The 19,869-nt window shown below is 39.0% G+C and carries 20 protein-coding genes; 14 read left to right on the plus strand and 6 right to left on the minus strand.

What is annotated here, in order from left to right; all coding sequences use genetic code 11:
• The first annotated feature begins 259 nt into the window (after nucleotides 1-259).
• Nucleotides 260-1,924: a peptide ABC transporter substrate-binding protein gene (locus tag AC3IPL_RS03350; protein WP_489241751.1), complete on the plus strand. Its 1,665-nt coding sequence runs from the start codon at nucleotides 260-262 to the stop codon at nucleotides 1,922-1,924.
• Between the two features lie 30 nt (nucleotides 1,925-1,954).
• On the opposite strand, the gene trpS is transcribed toward AC3IPL_RS03350, so the two are convergent.
• Nucleotides 1,955-2,947, minus strand: coding sequence for a tryptophan--tRNA ligase (trpS, locus tag AC3IPL_RS03355; RefSeq protein ID WP_489241753.1), 993 nt, complete (start codon nucleotides 2,945-2,947; stop codon nucleotides 1,955-1,957).
• Nucleotides 2,948-3,255: 308 nt separating this feature from the next.
• Here trpS and spxA point away from each other — a divergent pair, with 308 nt between their 5' ends.
• The 4 genes from spxA (at nucleotide 3,256) to pepF (ending at nucleotide 7,362) form a co-directional block, all read left to right on the plus strand.
• Nucleotides 3,256-3,651 carry a transcriptional regulator SpxA gene (gene spxA, locus AC3IPL_RS03360; protein ID WP_133443350.1) on the plus strand — a complete coding sequence of 132 codons (396 nt, stop codon included), beginning with the start codon at nucleotides 3,256-3,258 and terminating at the stop codon, nucleotides 3,649-3,651.
• A 125-nt stretch (nucleotides 3,652-3,776) separates the two neighbouring features.
• On the plus strand, nucleotides 3,777-4,454 hold the full coding sequence (mecA, locus tag AC3IPL_RS03365; protein WP_489241755.1) for an adaptor protein MecA: 678 nt from the start codon (nucleotides 3,777-3,779) through the stop codon (nucleotides 4,452-4,454).
• A 71-nt stretch (nucleotides 4,455-4,525) separates the two neighbouring features.
• On the plus strand, nucleotides 4,526-5,506 hold the full coding sequence (locus tag AC3IPL_RS03370; protein WP_489241757.1) for a competence protein CoiA: 981 nt from the start codon (nucleotides 4,526-4,528) through the stop codon (nucleotides 5,504-5,506).
• A 47-nt stretch (nucleotides 5,507-5,553) separates the two neighbouring features.
• Nucleotides 5,554-7,362, plus strand: coding sequence for an oligoendopeptidase F (gene pepF / locus AC3IPL_RS03375; protein WP_489241759.1), 1,809 nt, complete (start codon nucleotides 5,554-5,556; stop codon nucleotides 7,360-7,362).
• A gap of 275 nt (nucleotides 7,363-7,637) precedes the next feature.
• Here the strand turns inward: pepF and AC3IPL_RS03380 are convergent, their stop codons facing one another.
• Genes AC3IPL_RS03380 through AC3IPL_RS03390 form a run of 3 tightly spaced genes read right to left on the minus strand, consistent with a single transcriptional unit; the run spans nucleotide 7,638 to nucleotide 9,435 of the window.
• Nucleotides 7,638-8,423, minus strand: coding sequence for a DsbA family protein (locus tag AC3IPL_RS03380; RefSeq protein ID WP_489241761.1), 786 nt, complete (start codon nucleotides 8,421-8,423; stop codon nucleotides 7,638-7,640).
• Nucleotides 8,424-8,427: 4 nt separating this feature from the next.
• Nucleotides 8,428-8,808, minus strand: a complete 381-nt coding sequence (locus AC3IPL_RS03385) for a globin domain-containing protein (protein ID WP_489242249.1) — start codon at nucleotides 8,806-8,808, stop codon at nucleotides 8,428-8,430.
• 45 nt (nucleotides 8,809-8,853) lie between these two features.
• Nucleotides 8,854-9,435: a CYTH domain-containing protein gene (locus AC3IPL_RS03390; RefSeq protein ID WP_489241763.1), complete on the minus strand. Its 582-nt coding sequence runs from the start codon at nucleotides 9,433-9,435 to the stop codon at nucleotides 8,854-8,856.
• Between the two features lie 117 nt (nucleotides 9,436-9,552).
• Between AC3IPL_RS03390 and AC3IPL_RS03395 the strand changes: the two genes are divergently transcribed.
• The 7 genes from AC3IPL_RS03395 (at nucleotide 9,553) to fabI (ending at nucleotide 16,303) form a co-directional block, all read left to right on the plus strand.
• Nucleotides 9,553-9,897, plus strand: a complete 345-nt coding sequence (locus AC3IPL_RS03395) for a UPF0738 family protein (RefSeq protein ID WP_489241765.1) — start codon at nucleotides 9,553-9,555, stop codon at nucleotides 9,895-9,897.
• Nucleotides 9,898-9,914: 17 nt separating this feature from the next.
• On the plus strand, nucleotides 9,915-10,541 hold the full coding sequence (gene yjbM, locus AC3IPL_RS03400) for a GTP diphosphokinase (protein WP_489241767.1): 627 nt from the start codon (nucleotides 9,915-9,917) through the stop codon (nucleotides 10,539-10,541).
• An 11-nt stretch (nucleotides 10,542-10,552) separates the two neighbouring features.
• On the plus strand, nucleotides 10,553-11,353 hold the full coding sequence (locus AC3IPL_RS03405) for an NAD kinase (protein ID WP_489242251.1): 801 nt from the start codon (nucleotides 10,553-10,555) through the stop codon (nucleotides 11,351-11,353).
• Nucleotides 11,353-12,204: an RluA family pseudouridine synthase gene (locus AC3IPL_RS03410; RefSeq protein WP_489242252.1), complete on the plus strand. Its 852-nt coding sequence runs from the start codon at nucleotides 11,353-11,355 to the stop codon at nucleotides 12,202-12,204. Before AC3IPL_RS03405 ends, AC3IPL_RS03410 begins: the two co-directional genes overlap by 1 nt.
• 27 nt (nucleotides 12,205-12,231) lie before the next feature.
• On the plus strand, nucleotides 12,232-13,593 hold the full coding sequence (gene mgtE / locus AC3IPL_RS03415) for a magnesium transporter (protein ID WP_489241769.1): 1,362 nt from the start codon (nucleotides 12,232-12,234) through the stop codon (nucleotides 13,591-13,593).
• 8 nt (nucleotides 13,594-13,601) lie between these two features.
• The gene (locus tag AC3IPL_RS03420) at nucleotides 13,602-15,431 is read left to right on the plus strand and encodes a monovalent cation:proton antiporter family protein (protein ID WP_489241771.1); all 1,830 of its coding nucleotides are present in this window, start codon (nucleotides 13,602-13,604) and stop codon (nucleotides 15,429-15,431) included.
• Between the two features lie 98 nt (nucleotides 15,432-15,529).
• Complete coding sequence (gene fabI / locus AC3IPL_RS03425) at nucleotides 15,530-16,303, plus strand: enoyl-ACP reductase FabI (RefSeq protein ID WP_489241773.1); 774 nt, start codon at nucleotides 15,530-15,532, stop codon at nucleotides 16,301-16,303.
• An 86-nt stretch (nucleotides 16,304-16,389) separates the two neighbouring features.
• On the opposite strand, the gene AC3IPL_RS03430 is transcribed toward fabI, so the two are convergent.
• Nucleotides 16,390-16,899 carry a YjcG family protein gene (locus tag AC3IPL_RS03430; protein WP_489241775.1) on the minus strand — a complete coding sequence of 170 codons (510 nt, stop codon included), beginning with the start codon at nucleotides 16,897-16,899 and terminating at the stop codon, nucleotides 16,390-16,392.
• 42 nt (nucleotides 16,900-16,941) lie between these two features.
• Nucleotides 16,942-17,664 carry an alpha/beta hydrolase gene (locus tag AC3IPL_RS03435; protein ID WP_489241777.1) on the minus strand — a complete coding sequence of 241 codons (723 nt, stop codon included), beginning with the start codon at nucleotides 17,662-17,664 and terminating at the stop codon, nucleotides 16,942-16,944.
• Nucleotides 17,665-17,800: 136 nt separating this feature from the next.
• Here AC3IPL_RS03435 and AC3IPL_RS03440 point away from each other — a divergent pair, with 136 nt between their 5' ends.
• Complete coding sequence (locus AC3IPL_RS03440) at nucleotides 17,801-18,904, plus strand: AI-2E family transporter (protein ID WP_489241779.1); 1,104 nt, start codon at nucleotides 17,801-17,803, stop codon at nucleotides 18,902-18,904.
• A gap of 59 nt (nucleotides 18,905-18,963) precedes the next feature.
• Nucleotides 18,964-19,839 carry a UTP--glucose-1-phosphate uridylyltransferase GalU gene (gene galU / locus AC3IPL_RS03445; RefSeq protein WP_489241781.1) on the plus strand — a complete coding sequence of 292 codons (876 nt, stop codon included), beginning with the start codon at nucleotides 18,964-18,966 and terminating at the stop codon, nucleotides 19,837-19,839.
• Nucleotides 19,840-19,869: the final 30 nt, after the last annotated feature.

Consider the following 19,869-nt stretch of genomic DNA (forward strand, 5'->3'; position numbering starts at 1 on the left):
AGCTTATTTTATAGAGAGATGAAGGCTGGCTGCTGAAATAGAATAATGAGCAGTATTATTTTTATTTAAATGTAGAGAAATAAAGATAGATCAAGGTGTGATTCTTCGTTAAATTCATTTAAAAAATAAAATATTCAAAAAAATTGATAAATGTATAAAAAAACTATTGCTAACGTTCACTATATAAAATATAATTAATACAAATCTTCTGAAAATTCTTACAGAGTGATTTTAGAAATCGTTGGGGGGCATTTATAGTATGAAGAAGAAAAGTACATTATTTTTAGCATCATTAATCGCAGTATCCGGTTTCACTGCAGCTTGTTCTGGTGGAAACGATGATAAAAAATCAGACGGTGGTTCTGACACAGCTGGCAAATCAGGTGGAGATGAGCAAGTATTAAATCTTTCTTCTGGTTCAGATATTCCATCAATGGACCCATCATTAGCAACTGACCAAGTTTCTTTTGACGTATTCAACCAAACATTAGAAGGTCTTTATACTCTTGATGAAGATGATAAAGCAGTTCCTGGTGTGGCTGAAGGAGACCCTGAAAAATCAGAGGACGGCAAAACTTGGACAATTAAATTACGCGATGACGCGAAATGGTCTAACGGTGACCCAGTTACTGCTAATGACTTCGTTTATGCGTGGCGCCGTACATTAGATCCTAAAACTGGTGCTGAGTATGCTTACATCATGGCAGATATCAAAAATGCAAATGATGTGAACGCAGGCAAAAAGAAACCTGAAGAATTAGGTGTTAAAGCAGTAGATGATCATACATTGGAAATTCAATTAGAAACTGCTGTACCTTACTTCCAGGAATTACTTGCTTTCGGTACATTCATGCCTCAAAATGAAAAATTCGTTGAAGAAAAAGGCGACAAATTTGGTACAACTGCTGAAAATACTTTAGCAAATGGACCTTTCGTACTTGATACTTGGGAAACTGAAAAGAAATTCAGTCTTAAGAAAAACGATGAGTACTGGGACAAAGATAAAGTTAAATTAAAAGAAGTTAACTACCAGATCATCAAAGATACGAACACTGCATTAAACTTGTATACTACAGGTAAAACTGATTCTGTAGGTCTTTCAGCAGAAAACGTTGATAAATACAAAGATGATCCTAATTTCCAGACTGAATTAGATGCATCTACTTACTTCGTAAGAATCAACCAATCTAAAAACAAAGACTTAGCAAATAAAAACCTTCGTCTTGCATTAGCTAAATCTATCGATAAAGAAAAATATGTTGATACTTTACTGAACAATGGTTCTGTAGCTGTTGATACATTAATGCCTAAAGAGTTCGTTAAAGGTCCGGATGGTAAGGACTACATTGAAGGCGTTAAATCACCATTGAACTACGATAAAGAAGAAGCAAAAGATCTATACGAAAAAGCTAAAGAAGAACTTGGTAAAGACGAATTCACATTTGAATACTTGACTTACGATGCAGATACTTCTAAGAAAGATGCAGAGTATGTAAAAGAGCAAATTGAAACTAACTTACCGGGCGTAAAATTAAAAATCAAACAACAGCCTTTCAAACAAAAATTAGCGTTAGAGTCTAAAAAAGACTATGAATTATCATTCGCTGGTTGGGGCCCTGACTATCCAGACCCAATGACATTCTTAGATATGTTCGTAACAGATGGACCTCATAACCAAATGGATTACTCTAATGACGAATATGATAAGATGATCAAAGACGCTAAAGGACCTTTACTTCAAAAAACTGAAGAGCGCTGGAAAACATTACAGGATGCAGAAACTATGTTCTTAGAAGATGCTCCGATTATCCCGATGTACCAACGTGGTACTTCACGTATGCGTCAAGACTACGTTAAAAACTTAGTCACTCACAAATTTGCCGGCGATACTACATTAAAAGAAACTTACATCGAAGGTAAATAAAATTAAAGACTCCGGATTTCCGGAGTCTTTTTATTTTCGTTTACGGCCGAGGCCCATAGCATTTTCCATCTTTTTCAGCATTTTATTTGCTTGTATTGCTGCTTTTTCAGCACCCCGGTCTAAAATTACATCCAGTTCATCTGAAGCCATATAGTAATTATATGATTCCTGGAACTGTGTAATGAAGTCGACCATAACATCAGCTAAATCTGATTTGAATGTGCCGTAGCCTTGATCTTGATAGCGGTCTTCAAGTGTCTCAATCGGTGTATTCGTAATAATAGAATAGATGGTAAGGAGGTTGGAAACACCGGGTTTATTTTCTTTATCATATTTAACAGTACCTTCAGAATCCGTCACTGCGCTTTTAATTTTCTTCGCAACAGTAGCTGGAGGATCAAGCAAAGAAATGAATCCTTTAGTGTTATCATCTGATTTGCTCATTTTTTTTGTCGGTTCCTGCAGACTCATCACGCGACCACCGACTTTAGGCATTTGAACTTCTGGTAAAGTAAAGATATCGTTGTAACGCTGATTAAAACGTATTGCTAAATCACGCGTCAATTCAATATGCTGCTTCTGATCTTCACCGACAGGTACAATGTCAGTGCCATACAGGAGAATATCAGCAGCCATCAGAGGTGGATAGGTCAACAGGCCGGCAGGTATGCCTTCTTTTCTATTTTTTGCTTTGTCTTTAAACTGGGTCATCCGCTCCAGTTCACCGATTGTTGAAATAGAAGTTAACATCCATCCTGCCTGCGCATGAGCCGGCACTTCTGATTGAATGAACAGCGTTATCTTTTCAGGATTAAGACCACTCGCAAGATAGAGAGCAGCGAGAGACCGTGTGTTTTTTCTTAATGTCATTTTGTCTTGAGGGACTGTGATTGCATGCTGATCAACAATACAGAAATAGCACTCATAATCATTTTGGATTTCTACAAATTGCTTTAATGCACCGATATAGTTTCCGATGGTCGGAATACCACTCGGTTGTATGCCTGAGAATAATGTTTTCATCGTCTTTCCTCCAAGAATAGATATTTACTATTGTACACTATTTCATTAAGAGTTAAAATGGAGCAGGACGTAATTGATTAGTCGTAGACGATTTGAAAAATAAATTAAATATATTCAATTTCTTTGACGTTTCTCATTTAATTTTAATGTTCGAAAATTATAATAATAATATCAGGTTGATAATTATCGATATAACCATATTTCTTGACATTTTTGGTTTATACTTAACTGTAGAGGGAATATATTAATTACGTATTGATGAGACATTGATCGATATAATACATATATAAAATAGGAGAGTGAGATGTATGGTAACATTATTTACTTCACCAAGTTGCACATCTTGCCGTAAAGCGAAAGCATGGTTACAAGAACATGATATTCCGTATACGGAGCGCAATATTTTTTCTGATAACTTAACAATTGATGAAATTAAAGCGATTTTAAGAATGACTGAAGATGGAACGGATGAAATTATTTCTACACGTTCTAAAACATTCCAAAAATTAAATATTGATATTGATGCAATGCCATTACAGGATTTATACGAAATCATTCAGCAGCATCCAGGATTATTACGTCGTCCCATCATTTTAGATGAGAAACGTTTACAAGTGGGTTATAACGAAGACGAAATTCGTCGATTCCTTCCTCGTAAAGTACGTACATTCCAGCTGCTTGAAGCACAACGTATGGTAGACTAATGATATTTTGCAGCTGTCGATTCCGGCAGCTGCTTTTGTTTGTTCTCATAATCATATTACTATGTTTTTTTATCCCGTTATAATACAATGAGATTACTATTCATTCAGAGATGGAGGGATACACAATGAGAATAGAACGAATCAATGAAATGACAATCAAATTTTATTTGACATATACCGATTTGGAAGAGCGCGGCTTTAAGCAGGATGATTTATGGACTAACCGCAAAAAGGGAGAAGAATTTTTCTGGTCAATGATGGAAGAAGTTAATCAGGAAGAAGAATTTGTAATAGAAGGGCCATTATGGATTCAAGTTCATGCTTTTGACAAAGGGATTGAATTTGTTGTTACGAAGTCTCGTAATGATGAATTTATGCACCTGCCTGAGGAAGAATCAGATGATCAGTTGGAATATCAGGTCAACGAGTTTTTGAACAAAGCCATCGACAATGATCATGAACTTGCAGATTTATTGACAGGCGACAAAGCGCCCGCTGGTCATTTGTTCAGTGATGACATATTAGTTCAGTTCAAGGACCTTGAGACAGTGATACAGTTCAGCCATTCTCATGAATTTGAACAAGTCGATTTTGAAGATCTGCTCTATATGTATGAAGGTAAGTACTATTATTATGTACAGTTTGATAAGAATGTTCCATCAGATATCATCGATGGCTACATTGCGCATCTCTTTGAATATGCCGATCAGACAAAACTGAAGCATGCCGTGCTCGAAGAATATGGTAAGGTCGTGATGAGTCATAATGTCCGACATCAAATCAAGCGGTACTTCAAAATATAATTACAAAGTTTATCTAAAATTAATAAATTAAAACAATTACCTTCTACGATTATTAAGTAGGAGGTGTTTTTATGCTCATTGCAGTCAATCATGAAGGGAGATATGTGTCCGCTGATCAAGCAGTAGGGTCATTGTTTACATGTCCAGTCTGTCAGAAACCTGTCATTTTAAAGAAAGGACAGTACAAGATCGCCCATTTTTCTCATCAGCGTGTCATAGACTGTTATCAATCGATATATAAGCAGGAATCAGCTGCTCATCTAGCCGGCAAACATGAATTGTACCGGCTGTCTCAACAGCATCATGTCAGCATGGAATGTTACATTCATGAAATTGAACAAATACCAGATATACTGGTTGATCATAAGAGCGCACTGGAGCTGCAGTTATCCGTTATTCCAGTAGAGACCATTATGGCAAGGACTTATGGTTATCACTCATTAGGAATATCTGTCGTCTGGATAGCATCTGAGACTTCTCTAAAAAAAGTAGATGGCCAGCTCAAATTGACGTTATTCCAACGCAGCATGATTGATGCATCAAGACGTCTATTAGTGACGTTTGATGCTGACACCACTCAATTTTACTGTTATGAAATCATTGGCTTAACTGATCGGCTGACTCTTTGCTATAGACGAACATGCGTCAAATCGGTCGATGATATACTGTGCATGAGGACAGTAAGTCCTGTGACTCAAGCTGTGACAATCAGCAAAGCAGAACGCACGAAGTATATCAGCAGCTGTCTTGGCAAGAAAAGTGTGCTGGAACCAACACTCAGTGCTTTGTATCAACTAGGGATTCACTGGCGGCATCTGCCAAAGGAAATAGGCATCGTCGTTCCGAGTCAGTTTTATATCAGGACACATCCTATTCAGTGGCAGAGCAACTTAAGACTACTTCTCAATAAAGGAAGATTTTCATTGCCGCGTTTTGCTGATGAACTTGAATTTTATACTTATTATACAAACGGATTGACTCATCAAACGATAGCGCTTCAGCTGATCAATGAGTACCGTTCGGCGGTCAGAAACTTATACGTGCAAATTTGATTGAAAAGTGAGAAAATTATAATAATCAATATATTTAGGAGGCAATTATGACTGAAATGATGACGAGAGAACAGCAGCTTGAAGAAAATACATGGGATCTCACAAAAATATTTTCTGACGACGAAGCTTTTGAAGAGGCGTTCAATGAAATCAAAAGCTATCTAGGACGCGAAAAAGAAGTTAAAGGAACCATCGGCCAAAGTGCTGATCATCTATTAAAAGCATTATTACTTGATTCAGAAATTGATGAAAAATTAGGGAAAGTATATGTTTATGCCCATCTGAAGCATGATCAGGATACGTCCAACGACCAATATACTGCGATGGAGCAGCGTGCTGCGGCGTTAGCAGCACAGTTCAGCAGCGCATGGAGCTTCATGCTTCCTGAACTGATGGCAATCGATGAAAAACAGCTGAATCAGTTTGTAGAGGAAAATGAGGGATTGAAACGCTTCGCTTTTGATCTGGAACGTATCAACAAGAAAAGACCGCACGTGTTATCTGACAAAGAGGAAAAAATTCTTGCTGAAGCGGGTGAAGCTCTATCCACTCCGAGCAATGTATTTGGCATGTTCAACAATGCTGATCTGACATTTAATGATATAGAAGATAAAGACGGCAATCTTCACCCGCTATCTCAAGGCACATATATTCAATATCTTGAGTCTACAGACCGAGTACTGCGAGAAAATGCCTATAAAGAAATATACCGTAACTATGGCCAGTTTAAAAATACTTTGTCACAGACACTGGCAGGGAAAGTGAAAGCCGCTGTATTCTCAAGTAAAATGAGAGGCTATGATTCACCTCGTCAGCAGGCATTGTCCAACAACGATATTCCGGAATCAGTGTATGACAACTTAATTTCAACTATTCATGACTATCTACCGCTGTTACATCGTTATACAGCACTGCGTAAAGAGCTGCTTGGGCTCGAAGAGATGAACATGTACGATATGTATACGTCGCTTGTCCAGGATGAGACATTTGAAGTGACTTATGATCAAGCAAAAGAATGGGTTTTGAATTCTCTTGAGCCGATGGGAGAAGAATATACATCAGTTATCAAAGAAGGATTGAATAATCGCTGGGTAGATGTCTATGAAAATAAAGGGAAACGCAGCGGTGCTTATTCATCAGGAACATATGGTACAAATCCATATATTTTGATGAACTGGACTGATAATGTGAATAACACATTCACTTTGACTCACGAATTCGGTCATTCAGCACATAGTTATTTTTCAAGACAGAATCAACCGTCCAATATGTCAGGTTATTCTATCTTTGTGGCAGAAGTAGCCTCTACTTGTAATGAAGCACTGCTGGCGCATCATATGTATAATACATTGACAGATGAAAAGAAAAAGCTTTATTTACTGAACTATCAGCTGGAAGGTTTCCGTGGAACAGTGTTTAGACAGACGATGTTCGCAGAGTTTGAGCATCTGATCCACACGCTTGCACAAAACAACGAGCCGTTGACAGCAGAACGATTGAACCAGGAATACAAACAGTTGAATGAAAAGTATTATGGTGATGCGGTCAAACATGATGACTATATCGCAGGCGAATGGAGTAGAATTCCACACTTCTACTATAATTATTATGTTTATCAATATGCGACAGGATATTGTGCAGCGATGGCGCTCAGCGATCAAATTCTCAATGAAGGTAAGCCCGCTGTTGATCGCTATATTAATTCATTCTTGAAAGCGGGCAGTTCAGATTACCCAATAGAAGTGCTGAAAAAAGCTGGCGTAGATATGACGACGAGTGAACCGATTGAAAAAGCATGCAAAGTATTTGAAGAACGACTGAATGAATTTGAGCGATTGATTAAACAGACAGTCTGATAGAGAATACGTTTTCATTATGGCGATATTGTGAATTCGTGAGGAATAGGTTGTACAGCCTGTATATTCATGATATTATACAGACATGAAATTTATCACAAACCAAACATACCCCTTTGTTTGAGTGAAAATTTCTCCCATCCCCTTTGTTTAAATACCGTGTATACAGACACGGTATTTTTTTTGTCTTTAAAACTAATTTCACACAGCAAAAAGGTTCTAGTGGATGACCACTAGAACCTTTTTGCTGTGTGAAGAGCAGCGATCTGATTAAATTAAACCACTTCTTTTTTACGCCAGTACTGGCCGGTCGTATAAGTGACGACTTCTATTTTGTTCATCAGCTTTAATTTCTTTAACTCCCTGGACAGTACGTTCTTCGGCCATTCGTAAATCACTTCTAATTCACTTTCACTGACCAGCTCATTTTCAATGATGTACTCATCAATTTTTGGAGGAAGTTCTTTTTCTATTGTGTGATTGATCAGCTCATTGATGATATAAGTATAGATTGCATACTGCTGTATGCCTTCGACTTTGAGTCCGTCATCTTCATAGTTCTCATTAAAAAATACAAGCGTTGGAGACATCGTGACTTCCATCTCTCTTGAGATATGCTGATCGACTTTTAAGGAGTTGGTTACGTGCACACTTTTAATATCTGTTAAAAATGTTTCTATATCAAGTCGTGCTTTTTCAGCACATTCAATAATCAGTTCACGCGTAATGATATCTTGTTTCGGCATTATTTCATTTTGAACATAACGGAGAAACATCATGGCTTTCTTTCTACCCTGCAGTTCTGCTGCTTTATAAGCTAAAGCGATGTTATCATCTTCTGTTGTACTTTGAGCCTGACATTTTGTCAGTACTCGCAGTGTCGGAAGAAGTATTTGTTTAATTTCAACGTACTGGCTGTATTCAATCTGCAGCTTGCGCAGAACTGCTTTTAATTCCCAGCAATCTTTGCAGAACGGATCAAAGAATGAATAGATTTCTACCTTCTTCACTGGTTGAAGGGAGAGACCATTGTCATTATGAATGACCTGTAAATGTTTCATACTTTCACCTACAATTTTCTTCAGTGTTTATCATATGCGTCGCAGTCAATTTCAAACGTTCAAATACATAGTCTTTTAAATCTTCATCTATCTCAAAATCATCTAGTGCCCGCTGCATATTACTTAACCATGCATTGCTCGCAGAAGGCGTAATCTGAAAAGGGCTATGCCGCATGCGCAGCATAGGGTGTCCATGTTCATCTGTATAGAGTGATGGACCACCTAAAAATTGAGTGAGAAACTGTTTTTGTTTACGAGCAGTTTCAGTTAAATCGTCCGGAAATAAGTGATTGATGCGTTCATCGTTACTGACATAGCTATAAAACCGGTCGATAACAGCATACAAGGTTTCCTGTCCGATAGCATCATATGGAGTTGACAATATAATCACCTTTTCATTAAATATATCACTTCAGCAATAATATTAAAGTTATTTGCTTATTAATTGATGATGACGCGAATAAAATCTTTGGACTTTGTTCAATGTTTTTTCCTTAGGGATGTTATACTCTGAAAGGAAATTCTCAAACTGTGCACGTCCTATTTCGTAGTCTTGCACTTCAAATTCAATTTCGTAATCTTCTGCATCGAGATAACGGCTCGCATCAAGGACAAGCAGTCCATCATGATAAGGAAGTTCTCTACGTTCAGTAGATAGCACCCCTACAATACGCAGTTGTTTTAAGTCAATGGGATAGCGGGCGAGCTGTTCTTTAATATTATCAGGGATGTCCTCTTCAACAATATACTCATGGTCCAGTAGTTCAGCATTGATAGCGTCGTGATATTCCATCACACCGATTGTCTGAGGAATTTTCAGAGTCATCACAAGACTGCCGTTAGTATCTCTTATGCGCAAAGCTATTTTTTGATTGATGAGGTCGTGCTGCAATGTATCTATGTAAAAATTGGTCTGTGTCTTATAGTCGACTTCTTTGAAGAGCGTGTCTCTTAGTTGCGCAAAGGACTCGTAAGTGAGTAGGTTTTTAAATTCAATTTCTAATTCTTCCAAAAGCAATCCCTCCTTATTAAAATTATGGACGACAATATAATTGAAGTAAAGAAATAAGCTATAGTACGACTTAGTTTTGATTTATGTTAAAATATCTATGTTAAGGGAGAGATTTTAATGAATTTACATGTGAATGAAATTAAACTCGTAGATCATGAGGTTCATGTATTTACTGAGGAAGAACCAATGATGGTGCAGCCTGCAGGGCAATTGCTGACTGACAGCGACCATTTTCAATTTGTTTATTTACTGGATGATGGCAACGTCTATCATCATTTAAGATTTGTCGAGGAGACTTGGCAGATGATGAATCTATATCAAGATAAGAAATGGTTTTTATACGGTACTATTGAACTTGACCGATTTAATGAAGAGTTCGCAATGCTGCTGGACAATATTGAAGGTAATCATAATTACGGAAAGCCATTTGTCGAGCGTGTTGAAGAAGTGTTCGAACTGTAAAGGCAGAGGTGAGATGAATGAATCAATGGGATGTTTTTTTAGCACCTTATAAACAGGCGATTGATGAACTGAAAATTAAGTTGAAGGGTATTCGTAAACAATATGAACGAGAGGGGAAATCTTCACCTATTGAATTTGTCACAGGTCGAGTGAAACCCATACCAAGTATCATCGAAAAAGCAAACAAAAGGGGTATTCAGTTCGACAAATTGTCAGAAGAAATGTATGACATCGCGGGGCTGCGCATGATGTGCCAGTTCGTAGATGACATTGATATCGTAGTCGAGCTGTTAAAAAACAGAAAAGATTTTGAAGTAGTCGAGGAACGCGATTACATTAAAGAAACAAAAGAAAGCGGCTATCGTTCTTATCATGTTATCGTCAAGTATCCGATAGAGACGCTAAAAGGTCAGCGATTTATTTTGGCTGAAATTCAGATCAGAACGCTGGCAATGAATTTCTGGGCAACGATTGAACATACATTGCGCTACAAATACGATGGTGATTATCCGCCTGAAATCCAGCATCGACTCGAACGCGCCGCAGAAGCTGCTTATTTACTCGATGAAGAAATGTCAGAAATCCGAGAAGAAATAAAAGAAGCACAGAAATATTATACTGAACAGAGAAGCGAATTAAGATAGGGGTGAGTCAGCTGAAATATGCCATTCTTTCAAAAGGTGATTCCAAAAGCAATGCGTTGACACAAAAAATGAAAAGTTATATGAAGGACTTCAAGATGATTGAAGATTTAGAAATGCCGGATATCGTTATTTCAGTTGGCGGAGACGGCACACTGCTGCAAGCATTTCATACTTACAGTCACCGGCTGGACGACTGCAGTTTTGTCGGAGTTCATACAGGACATCTTGGTTTCTATGCCGACTGGCTGCCTCATGAAGTCGAACGACTGATTATTGCTATCAATAACGAGCCGATTCAACGCATCGAATATCCGCTTCTAGAAGTGATTGTAAGATATACAAACGGCGGTCGGGAATCCCGGTACTTAGCGCTGAACGAATCGACGATTAAAACCCATAATGGTGCGACTCTTGTGGTTGATGTGGATATTCGAGGCCAGCAGTTTGAACGATTCAGAGGCGATGGTCTGTGCATGTCGACACCAAGTGGGTCTACAGCCTATAACAAAGCGCTCGGCGGTGCACTCATCCATCCGTCACTTGAAGCGATGCAGATGGCTGAAATCGCCTCGATCAATAACCGTGTATTCAGAACAGTCGGTTCGCCTCTTGTTCTGCCGAAGCATCACACCATTCATGTCACACCTGTTAACAGAGGAATGCTGCAGTTGACGGTTGATCACATCGCAAGCGATCATCAAGGGATTGCCTCAATTCAATATAGAGTAGCTGACGAAAAAATTAAATTTGCGAGATTCAGACCGTTTCCATTCTGGAAAAGGGTTCATGACTCATTTATAGCGAGTGAATGATGAAGTTGTTATATACTGTCAGCCATTCTATGTTACTACGTGATTTTCTTCAGCTTCAACACATATCTAAGAAAAGTTTAAGCGCCATTAAGCAGAATGGCGCTTTAGTTGTCAATGGGAATCCTGTCACTGTGAGATATGAACTGACTCCCGGTGATCGAGTAGAAGTCCATCTGCCGGAAGAAATGCCGAGTCCGAGCCTTACAGCGAGTGATGGTCCACTGACCATACTGTATGAAGATCAATATTTGTGTATTGTGTCAAAGCCTGCAGGTATCAGTACAATGCCTTCTCAGCTGCATCCACATGATAGTCTGCTGGAACGAGTGCTTTATCATTTTCAGCAGCACGAAGAGACAGGCATCCCTCACATTGTCACCCGGCTGGATAGAAATACAAGCGGTATCGTTGTATTTGCCAAACATCAGTTGATTCATCACCTCATGACCGATATTATTACTAAAACTTATATTTGTGTATTAGTCGGCAAGATTCCATTGTCCGGAATGATTGATTATCCAATTATGAGAAAGCGCGACTCAATCATCGAACGACAGGTGTCAGCGGAAGGTAAACCGGCACTAACAAGCTTCGTTGCGCTGCACCGGGAGGATGATCATAGTATCGCTTTAGTGAGCTTGCATACTGGCCGTACGCATCAAATACGCGTTCATTTCCAGGCAATTGGTCATCCGCTTGTAGGAGACACATTATATGGCCGTGATAAGCGACTGCCGAGACAAGCTCTACATGCCTTCCAGATTAAATTCATTCATCCGATGACAGGTGTTTCTATCACACTGCAGGATTCAATCGCTCAAGATTTAAGAAGTATAATACCTATGTTATAATGAATTGTATTTTTAGGAGGTGAGCGCATGGCAGAAGAATTAGAAGAGCAATTATACGATAAAGCATTACTAGATGAATTGCTTGAGCAGCATGATATGGACCGATTCAGAGAAGTCTTCCTTGCGCTGCACATTTATGAGCAAGGTGAATATTTCACTGAATCAGATGAAGATAAGCGTAGTGTCATTTACCAGATGCTGTCGCCTCAGGAAGTCGCTGAATTTTTCGAACTGACTGAACTTGAAAACTATGATGAAGTGTTTGAAACAATGGATACTATGTATGCCGGTCAGATGCTCAGTGAAATGTCATATGATAATGCTGTAGATATATTGAATGACCTGCCTAAGGCAAAAATTGCAAGCCTGTTATTGATGATCGAGAAAGAAGCAGCGTCTGAAATTAAAGCGCTGCTTCATTATGAAGAAGATACAGCGGGTGGTCTGATGACTACTGAGTATATTTCAGTATCGTCATTGGTGACAGTCCGTGAAGCGATGCTCCAGCTAAAAGAGCAGGCACCTAGTGCAGAAACCATTTATTATATTTTTGTCGTGAATGACCGTAATCAGCTTGTTGGCGTTATTTCACTCAGAGATTTAATTATTGCTGAGAATGATGCCTATATTGAAGAGGTCATGAATGAACGTGTCATCAGTGTGAATGTCGCTGATGACCAGGAAGATGTTGCTATGGTTGTCAGAGATTATGACTTATTGGCACTTCCGGTCGTTGATTATCAGAATCATCTGCTCGGTATCATCACGATTGATGACATCGTCGACGTTATCGATGAAGAAGCAAGTGAGGACTATTCTAAACTTGCCGGTGTCAGCGATATCGATTCCACGGACGATTCAGTGTTCTCGACTGCCAGAAAGCGTCTGCCATGGCTTGCGGCACTGACGATTATGGGTATGGGGACAGCGACGATACTAGGGAGTTTTGAGACCACTCTTGAACAGGTGGCTTTACTTGCTGCGTTTATACCGATTATCGGTGGTATGGCCGGTAATTCTGGTACCCAAAGTCTGGCTGTTGTTGTACGTGGTATTTCAACAGGTGAGATTGAAGGTCAGAACAAATTTAAGCTGGCATTACGCGAAGCAGGATCTGGTCTACTGACTGGATTGTGCTGTGCTCTGTTGTTATTCATTATCATATATGTCGTCTATAAAGAACCTGTACTGGCCGCCATTGTGGCTTTCAGTTTGACGATTGCTATGACTGTTGCAACACTTGCTGGAGCACTTGTCCCGATATTGATGCATCGCATTAAGATTGACCCTGCGGTCGCCAGCGGGCCTTTCATATCAACAATCAATGATATTATCAGTATGCTGATATACTTTGGTCTTGCAACAACATTTATGAGTTACTTATTGTAGGAGGAACTATGGAACATCACTTACCATCACTCGTCATAATCGTCATGACAGCACTTATTACACCGATTTTAATTAAAAGACTTCATCTCAATTTCCTGCCGGTCGTAGTAGCAGAGATTTTAATGGGAATTCTTATCGGTAAATCAGTATTCAATCTTGTACAGCCGAATGAAATGCTGAATGTTTTATCGACACTCGGTATTATTTTCCTGATGTTTTTAAGTGGGCTTGAAATTGACTTTTCAACATTTAAAACAAAGAAGAATGACAAAAAAGATACAGATGAGCCGAACCGATTAGTATTAACAGGAAGTATTTTTATCGGCATATTGATACTATCTGTATTATCAGCCTACGTGTTTAAGTGGACGGGCCTTGTAGATGATATTTTGTTGATGGTCATTATCATTTCGACCATTTCATTAGGGGTAGTTATGCCTACTTTGAAAGAAATGAATTTGCTTCGGACGTCTATTGGTCAAATCATCCTGCTCGTGGCTGTAATTGCAGATTTAGTAACGATGCTGTTATTGACCGTCTATGGGACACTGCATGCTAAAGGTGATTCGCCATTATGGCTTGTCGGAATATTAGTCGTCTTCACTGCATTGTTTTATGTGCTCGGTGGCTATTTCAAGAAGTCATCACTGCTGAAGAAAATGATGGAGGGCACAACACAGATAGGCATTCGTGCGATTTTTGCGTTGATTATTCTGCTGGTGGCATTGGCAGAGGGGGTTGGTGCGGAAAATATACTAGGTGCATTTTTAGCTGGTGTTGTCGTCAGTTTAATCGGAGCGGATCAAGATTTAGTCAACAAACTGGATTCGTTCGCCTATGGGTTTCTCATTCCGATTTTCTTCATCATGGTCGGAGTAGAACTGAATATTAGAGAGTTGCTGAAGGATCCGTCGCTATTAATTTTAATTCCCTTACTATTACTTGTCTTTTTCCTGACCAAGTTCTTTCCGATGCTCGTGTTGATGAAGTGGTATGACAAGAAAACAGTAGTAGCTTCGTCCTTTCTACTGACGTCTACATTGTCTCTCGTCATCGTATCGGCTAAACTCGCAGAACAGCTCGGTACTATCAGCAATGTTTTATCAGGAACTTTAATTTTAAGTGCCATTATCACGTGTGTCATTGTACCGATTTTCTTCAAGAAATTGTTTCCGGTCCAGTTATCAGAAGACAAAGTGTTTAAAATTGCTTTCATCGGTAAGAATCAACTATCGATTCCGGTGGCTCAGAGTATTCGGTCAGAACTCTACCAGCCGACTTTGTTCTATAGAAAGGATAATTCAGATAATCGAACACTTGAGGATATCGAGGCGATTGAGCTTGACAGTTATGATGTTGAAACATTGGAGAATTTAGGACTATTTAATTTTGATATTGTAGTATGTTCAACGAATGATGAGCAGATCAATAGAGATATTGCCTTAATGGCCAAGCAGCGAGGTGTCAAACGCGTCATCTGTCGTATCGAAAACAAGAATGATGATGAGCAGCTGGCTGGAGAAGGTATTGAGCTGTTCAGTGAATTCCAGAGCACTAAAACATTGTTGAAAGGGTTAATTGAATCTCCGAACATGTTGAATCTGCTGTCCAATGTAGAGACATCATTATACGAAATAGAAATGCTGAATACGCGCTATCATGAAATGCGGTTGAGAGACTTCCCATTCCGCGGAGACATTATTTTCGTCAGAATATTACGCGGCAAAGATTCTATTGTACCGCATGGGGATACAGAACTGCACTTCAAAGACCGCCTCATTGTCACAGGGTCCCGTGATTACGTTGATGAGATTAAACGTGAGCTTGAATTATTATAGACTGAAAAACAGGGAAACCTGTTTTTCTTGCATTTCAAGTGTAAAAACTATAAATTAGTAACAGGTACTAATAACTTATAATAATAGCGAGGGATATCATGTTAAACTTAGAAGGACATCAATTTGTCATTATGGGTATTGCCAATAAAAGAAGTATCGGTTTTGGAGTGGCACAAGTATTAGACGAAGCAGGCGCAAAAGTCATCTTTACATATCGTAAAGACCGCAGCCGGAATGAACTCGACAGATTGCTGCCTCAATTAAAAAATAATCAGGATGCACTGCTGATCCAATGTGATGTGCAGGAAGATGAAGCGGTAGTTCGTGCATTTGAAGAAATCGGTGAGAAATGCGGAAAAATCAATGGCGTCTTCCATTCGATTGCATTTGCTAATACCGAGGATTTAAGAGGAAGATTTTCAAATACATCAAGAGATGGATTTCTGCTTGCACATGATATCAGCTCCTATTCATTGACAATCGTTGCTAGAGAAGCAAAGAAAGTTCTAGTAGAAAACGGCAGTATCGTGACGACTACATATATCGGTGGTGAATTTGCCGTACCTAACTACAACGTCATGGGTGTCGCAAAAGCGTCGCTTGAAGCTAATGTTAAATACTTAGCATTAGATCTTGGTGAAGAGGGCATCCGTGTCAATGCTATTTCTGCTGGTCCTATTCGTACATTAAGTGCGAAAGGTGTCGGAGGGCTCAATGTCATCTTAAAAGAAGTAGAGGAACGTGCGCCGCTTAAACGCAATGTCGATATTCTTGAAGTCGGAAAAACAGCTGCCTATCTACTGACTGACTTGTCAAGCGGTGTTACTGGTGAGAATATTCATGTCGATTCCGGGTATCATATCCTCGGTTAGATCATAGCATCCGTATTCAATAATAAAGAAACCAGAAGGAGTTTATCATTCCTTCTGGTTTCTTTCAATTAATCATTAGTCGATCATTACTGACCTAATTTAAATGTTTCAAGGACATTCCATGTGCCATTTTCAAGCTGGTAGCAGAGACTGATTTTATCTGCTGTTTCGTTATGTTCAATGCCTGCCATTTTTAACTGGCCATAGACATCTTCAAATTCCTGACTTGAGAAGCCTTGACCAATCGTGAAATGCGGAACAAACGGATGCGCATTTTTGCCGTAGAAAGAGCCGTCGTTTAAGGCATCATATATCTTCGTCAAACCATCATTGTTGACTACTTTGAAGAAAATAACGTTTTTCGTAGGAGAGAAACTGGATACTTTAGTGACTGAAATTTCAACTGGTTCCATATCAGCTGTGACTTCCTGTAATTTTTTTGTAACACTTTCGACGTCATCTTCAGCCACTTCGAATGCATCTTTCAGAGTGATATGCGGTGGAATCAATGCATAATGTGAATCATAACGTTTACGGTATGAATTAACTTTATCCTGGAACCCCTTTGATGGAAAAATTACGATACCTAATTTCATGAAAAAGCCTCCCTTTGTTGTATTCAAATCAATTATATCAAATTAGTGCGATAAAAAATACTTCAGAACTAACTCAAGCTCGGGTTTCCATGTCTTCCACGTATGACCGCCCTCAAGCTCTTTATATTCTGTCGTGACTCCGGTAGCGATAAGACGGTCATGAAAATCTCGGTTAGGCGTCAGAAAATCTGCTTCTTCTCCTGTTGTCAGCTTGAAGGCATGTTCCTCTTTGCCGATAACGTGATAGAGATCAAGAGGTGATGTTCCAGCGACAGCGAGTTCCTCATTGATTGTATCGGTAATCATTGGACTGAACAGAGCAGCACGTGAGAAATTCATAGGATACGCAAGAACGATGGATAATGAGATACTTGCAGCAAGGCTGTCACCCATCAATAACCGTGCATTCCCTGTCTTTAAAGTAGCAAAATTCTGGTCGAGATAGGGCATCAGTTCTGCAGTAACAAATTGAATCATTTGTTGTTTAGCGGGACTATCTGGATGATACTCCTTCGTTCTAACGGCAACATCCGGATAATGAATATAGATGATGATGGCACGTTCGATTTCATTGTCAGCATATAATTTCTCGTAGCTGCGATGTAGTTGACCAAGCTGACTGAAGTCCTGGCCATCGAATGCGATGATGACTTGGTGCTTATAGAGTCTGGAATAATTTTGGGGTAAATAGATGCCCAGTTTAACAGTTCGATCTAAGAACCGACTTTTAAGTTCATATGGATTTATTAGTCCTTGCTGAAACATTCATACGTCTCTCCTCACAGTTTTTTTATTATTGTAACACAAATGTGTAAGCGGTTAATTGTATTTATTGGATTTAAATTCTATATTTCTTTGATTATTGGGTATAATAGAGAAGAAATTAATCTAGGAGGTCTATATGCTTAATAAAGCTTGGGTAAGGACAGCGATTGGGTTATTACTTGCATTTCTACTTATCAAATATTTTCTGGAAATCAATCATATTTTCTATCCGATCATTGTCATCGTCAATTCTATCGCACTGCCACTATTACTTGGAGGATTCCTGTACTATATTACAGTGCCATTTCAAAACTTTCTTGAAAACAGAAGAGTACCACGATGGGGAAGTTTGATTATCATTATTTTGCTGATGGTATTATTTGTTTCAAGTTTTGTGTCCATTATTGGACCACTGATTGTCGCACAGGTTAATTCTTTCATTGATAATTTCCCTCAGATTCAGCGTGATTTTGAATCTTACATTAGTTATGCTCTTGATCAACGTGAGAAGCTGCCTGAAGGTTTGAAGAATGGAATCAATGATGGAATTCAGAAAATCAATGATTATACAGGAACCTTACTATCTGGAACAGTCACTTATGTGACTAAATTTATCTCTACATTGTTCCTGCTCATATTAGTGCCTTTCTTTTTAATCTATATGCTTAAAGATCATGATAAGTTCATTCCTTTTATGGCATCTCCTTTCAGTGGAAGCAGAAAGAAGTTTGTTGTTCATTTATTCAAAGATATTGATAAAACGTTGAAAAGCTACATTCAGGGTCAGGTGACTGTCAGCATTATTTTAGGTTTACTGCTGTTAATCGGTTATTTGATCATTGGACTGGAATATTCACTTGTACTCGCATTATGGGGAATGATCACGAATTTAATTCCGTTTCTTGGGCCATATCTTGCTGTCATTCCGGCACTTGTCATCGCTTTGATCCAGGATCCGATTATGGTCATTTATGTCATCATTATTATGTTTGTCGCACAGCAGCTTGAAGGTAATGTGATTACACCTAATATTATCGGCAAATCGCTGAGTGTCCATCCATTGACTGTCATTACAGTAATACTAGCAGCAGGTAATTTAGGTGGATTTTTTGCGATACTAATAGCCGTACCGACATATGCTGTGTTGAAAACAATTGTCACTAATTTCTATAAGCACAGACAAGATATACAGCTGCAGGCTCAAAAAGTAGTGAAGGATCAACCGAAAGCAGAAAAATAGCTTACGATGATTCCGGCTCCTGCTAAACTATAGAAAAATTTTGCTCATAAGGAGACTATATGAAAAAAGTGAGAAAAGCGGTGATACCTGCCGCTGGACTAGGATCAAGATTTTTGCCGGCAACAAAAGCGATGCCGAAGGAAATACTTCCGATTCTCGATAAGCCGACTATCCAGTACATTGTAGAGGAAGCGGTCGCTGCTGGTATTGAAGATATCATTATCGTCACGGGTAAACATAAACGAGCGATAGAAGATCATTTTGATTCGCAGCTTGAACTTGAACTGAACTTGAAAGAAAAGAACAAGACTGAATTACTTGAGAAAGTTCAACACTCAACGAATCTCGCGAATATATTCTATGTCAGACAGAAATCACCGCAAGGACTAGGTCATGCGATATGGACGGCCAAACAATTTATCGGAGATGAACCGTTCGCTGTATTACTAGGAGACGATATCGTTGATGCAGATGTTCCAGCTATTAAACAGTTGATGGATGTATATGAAGAGACCGGGACCTCAGTCATCGGTGCTAAAACTGTAGCTGAACATGAAACAGAGCGTTACGGGATCATCGAATCCCATTCAACAAATGGTCGTCTGTATGAAATTGAGAATTTGATTGAAAAACCAGCCATTGGAACGACTGAGTCACGTCTAGCTATTATGGGGCGTTATATTTTGACACCTGATATTTTTGATTATCTTGAGGAGCAAAATATCGGAGCAGGTGGAGAAATCCAGCTTACTGATGCTATTCAGCGGGTGAATGAACAAACATCTGTTTTTGCCTATGATTTTGAAGGTGATAGATATGATGTCGGAGATAAGATCGGTTTTGTCAAAACAACGATGGAATACGCGATGCGCTCAGAAATGAAGGACGAGTTAATCCCGTTCTTAGAGCATCTCATCCAGAAATATCAATCGTAAAGAGATCCTGATGACGGCCATCAGGATCTC

Source organism: Macrococcus sp. GL_134 (genome assembly GCF_057834705.1).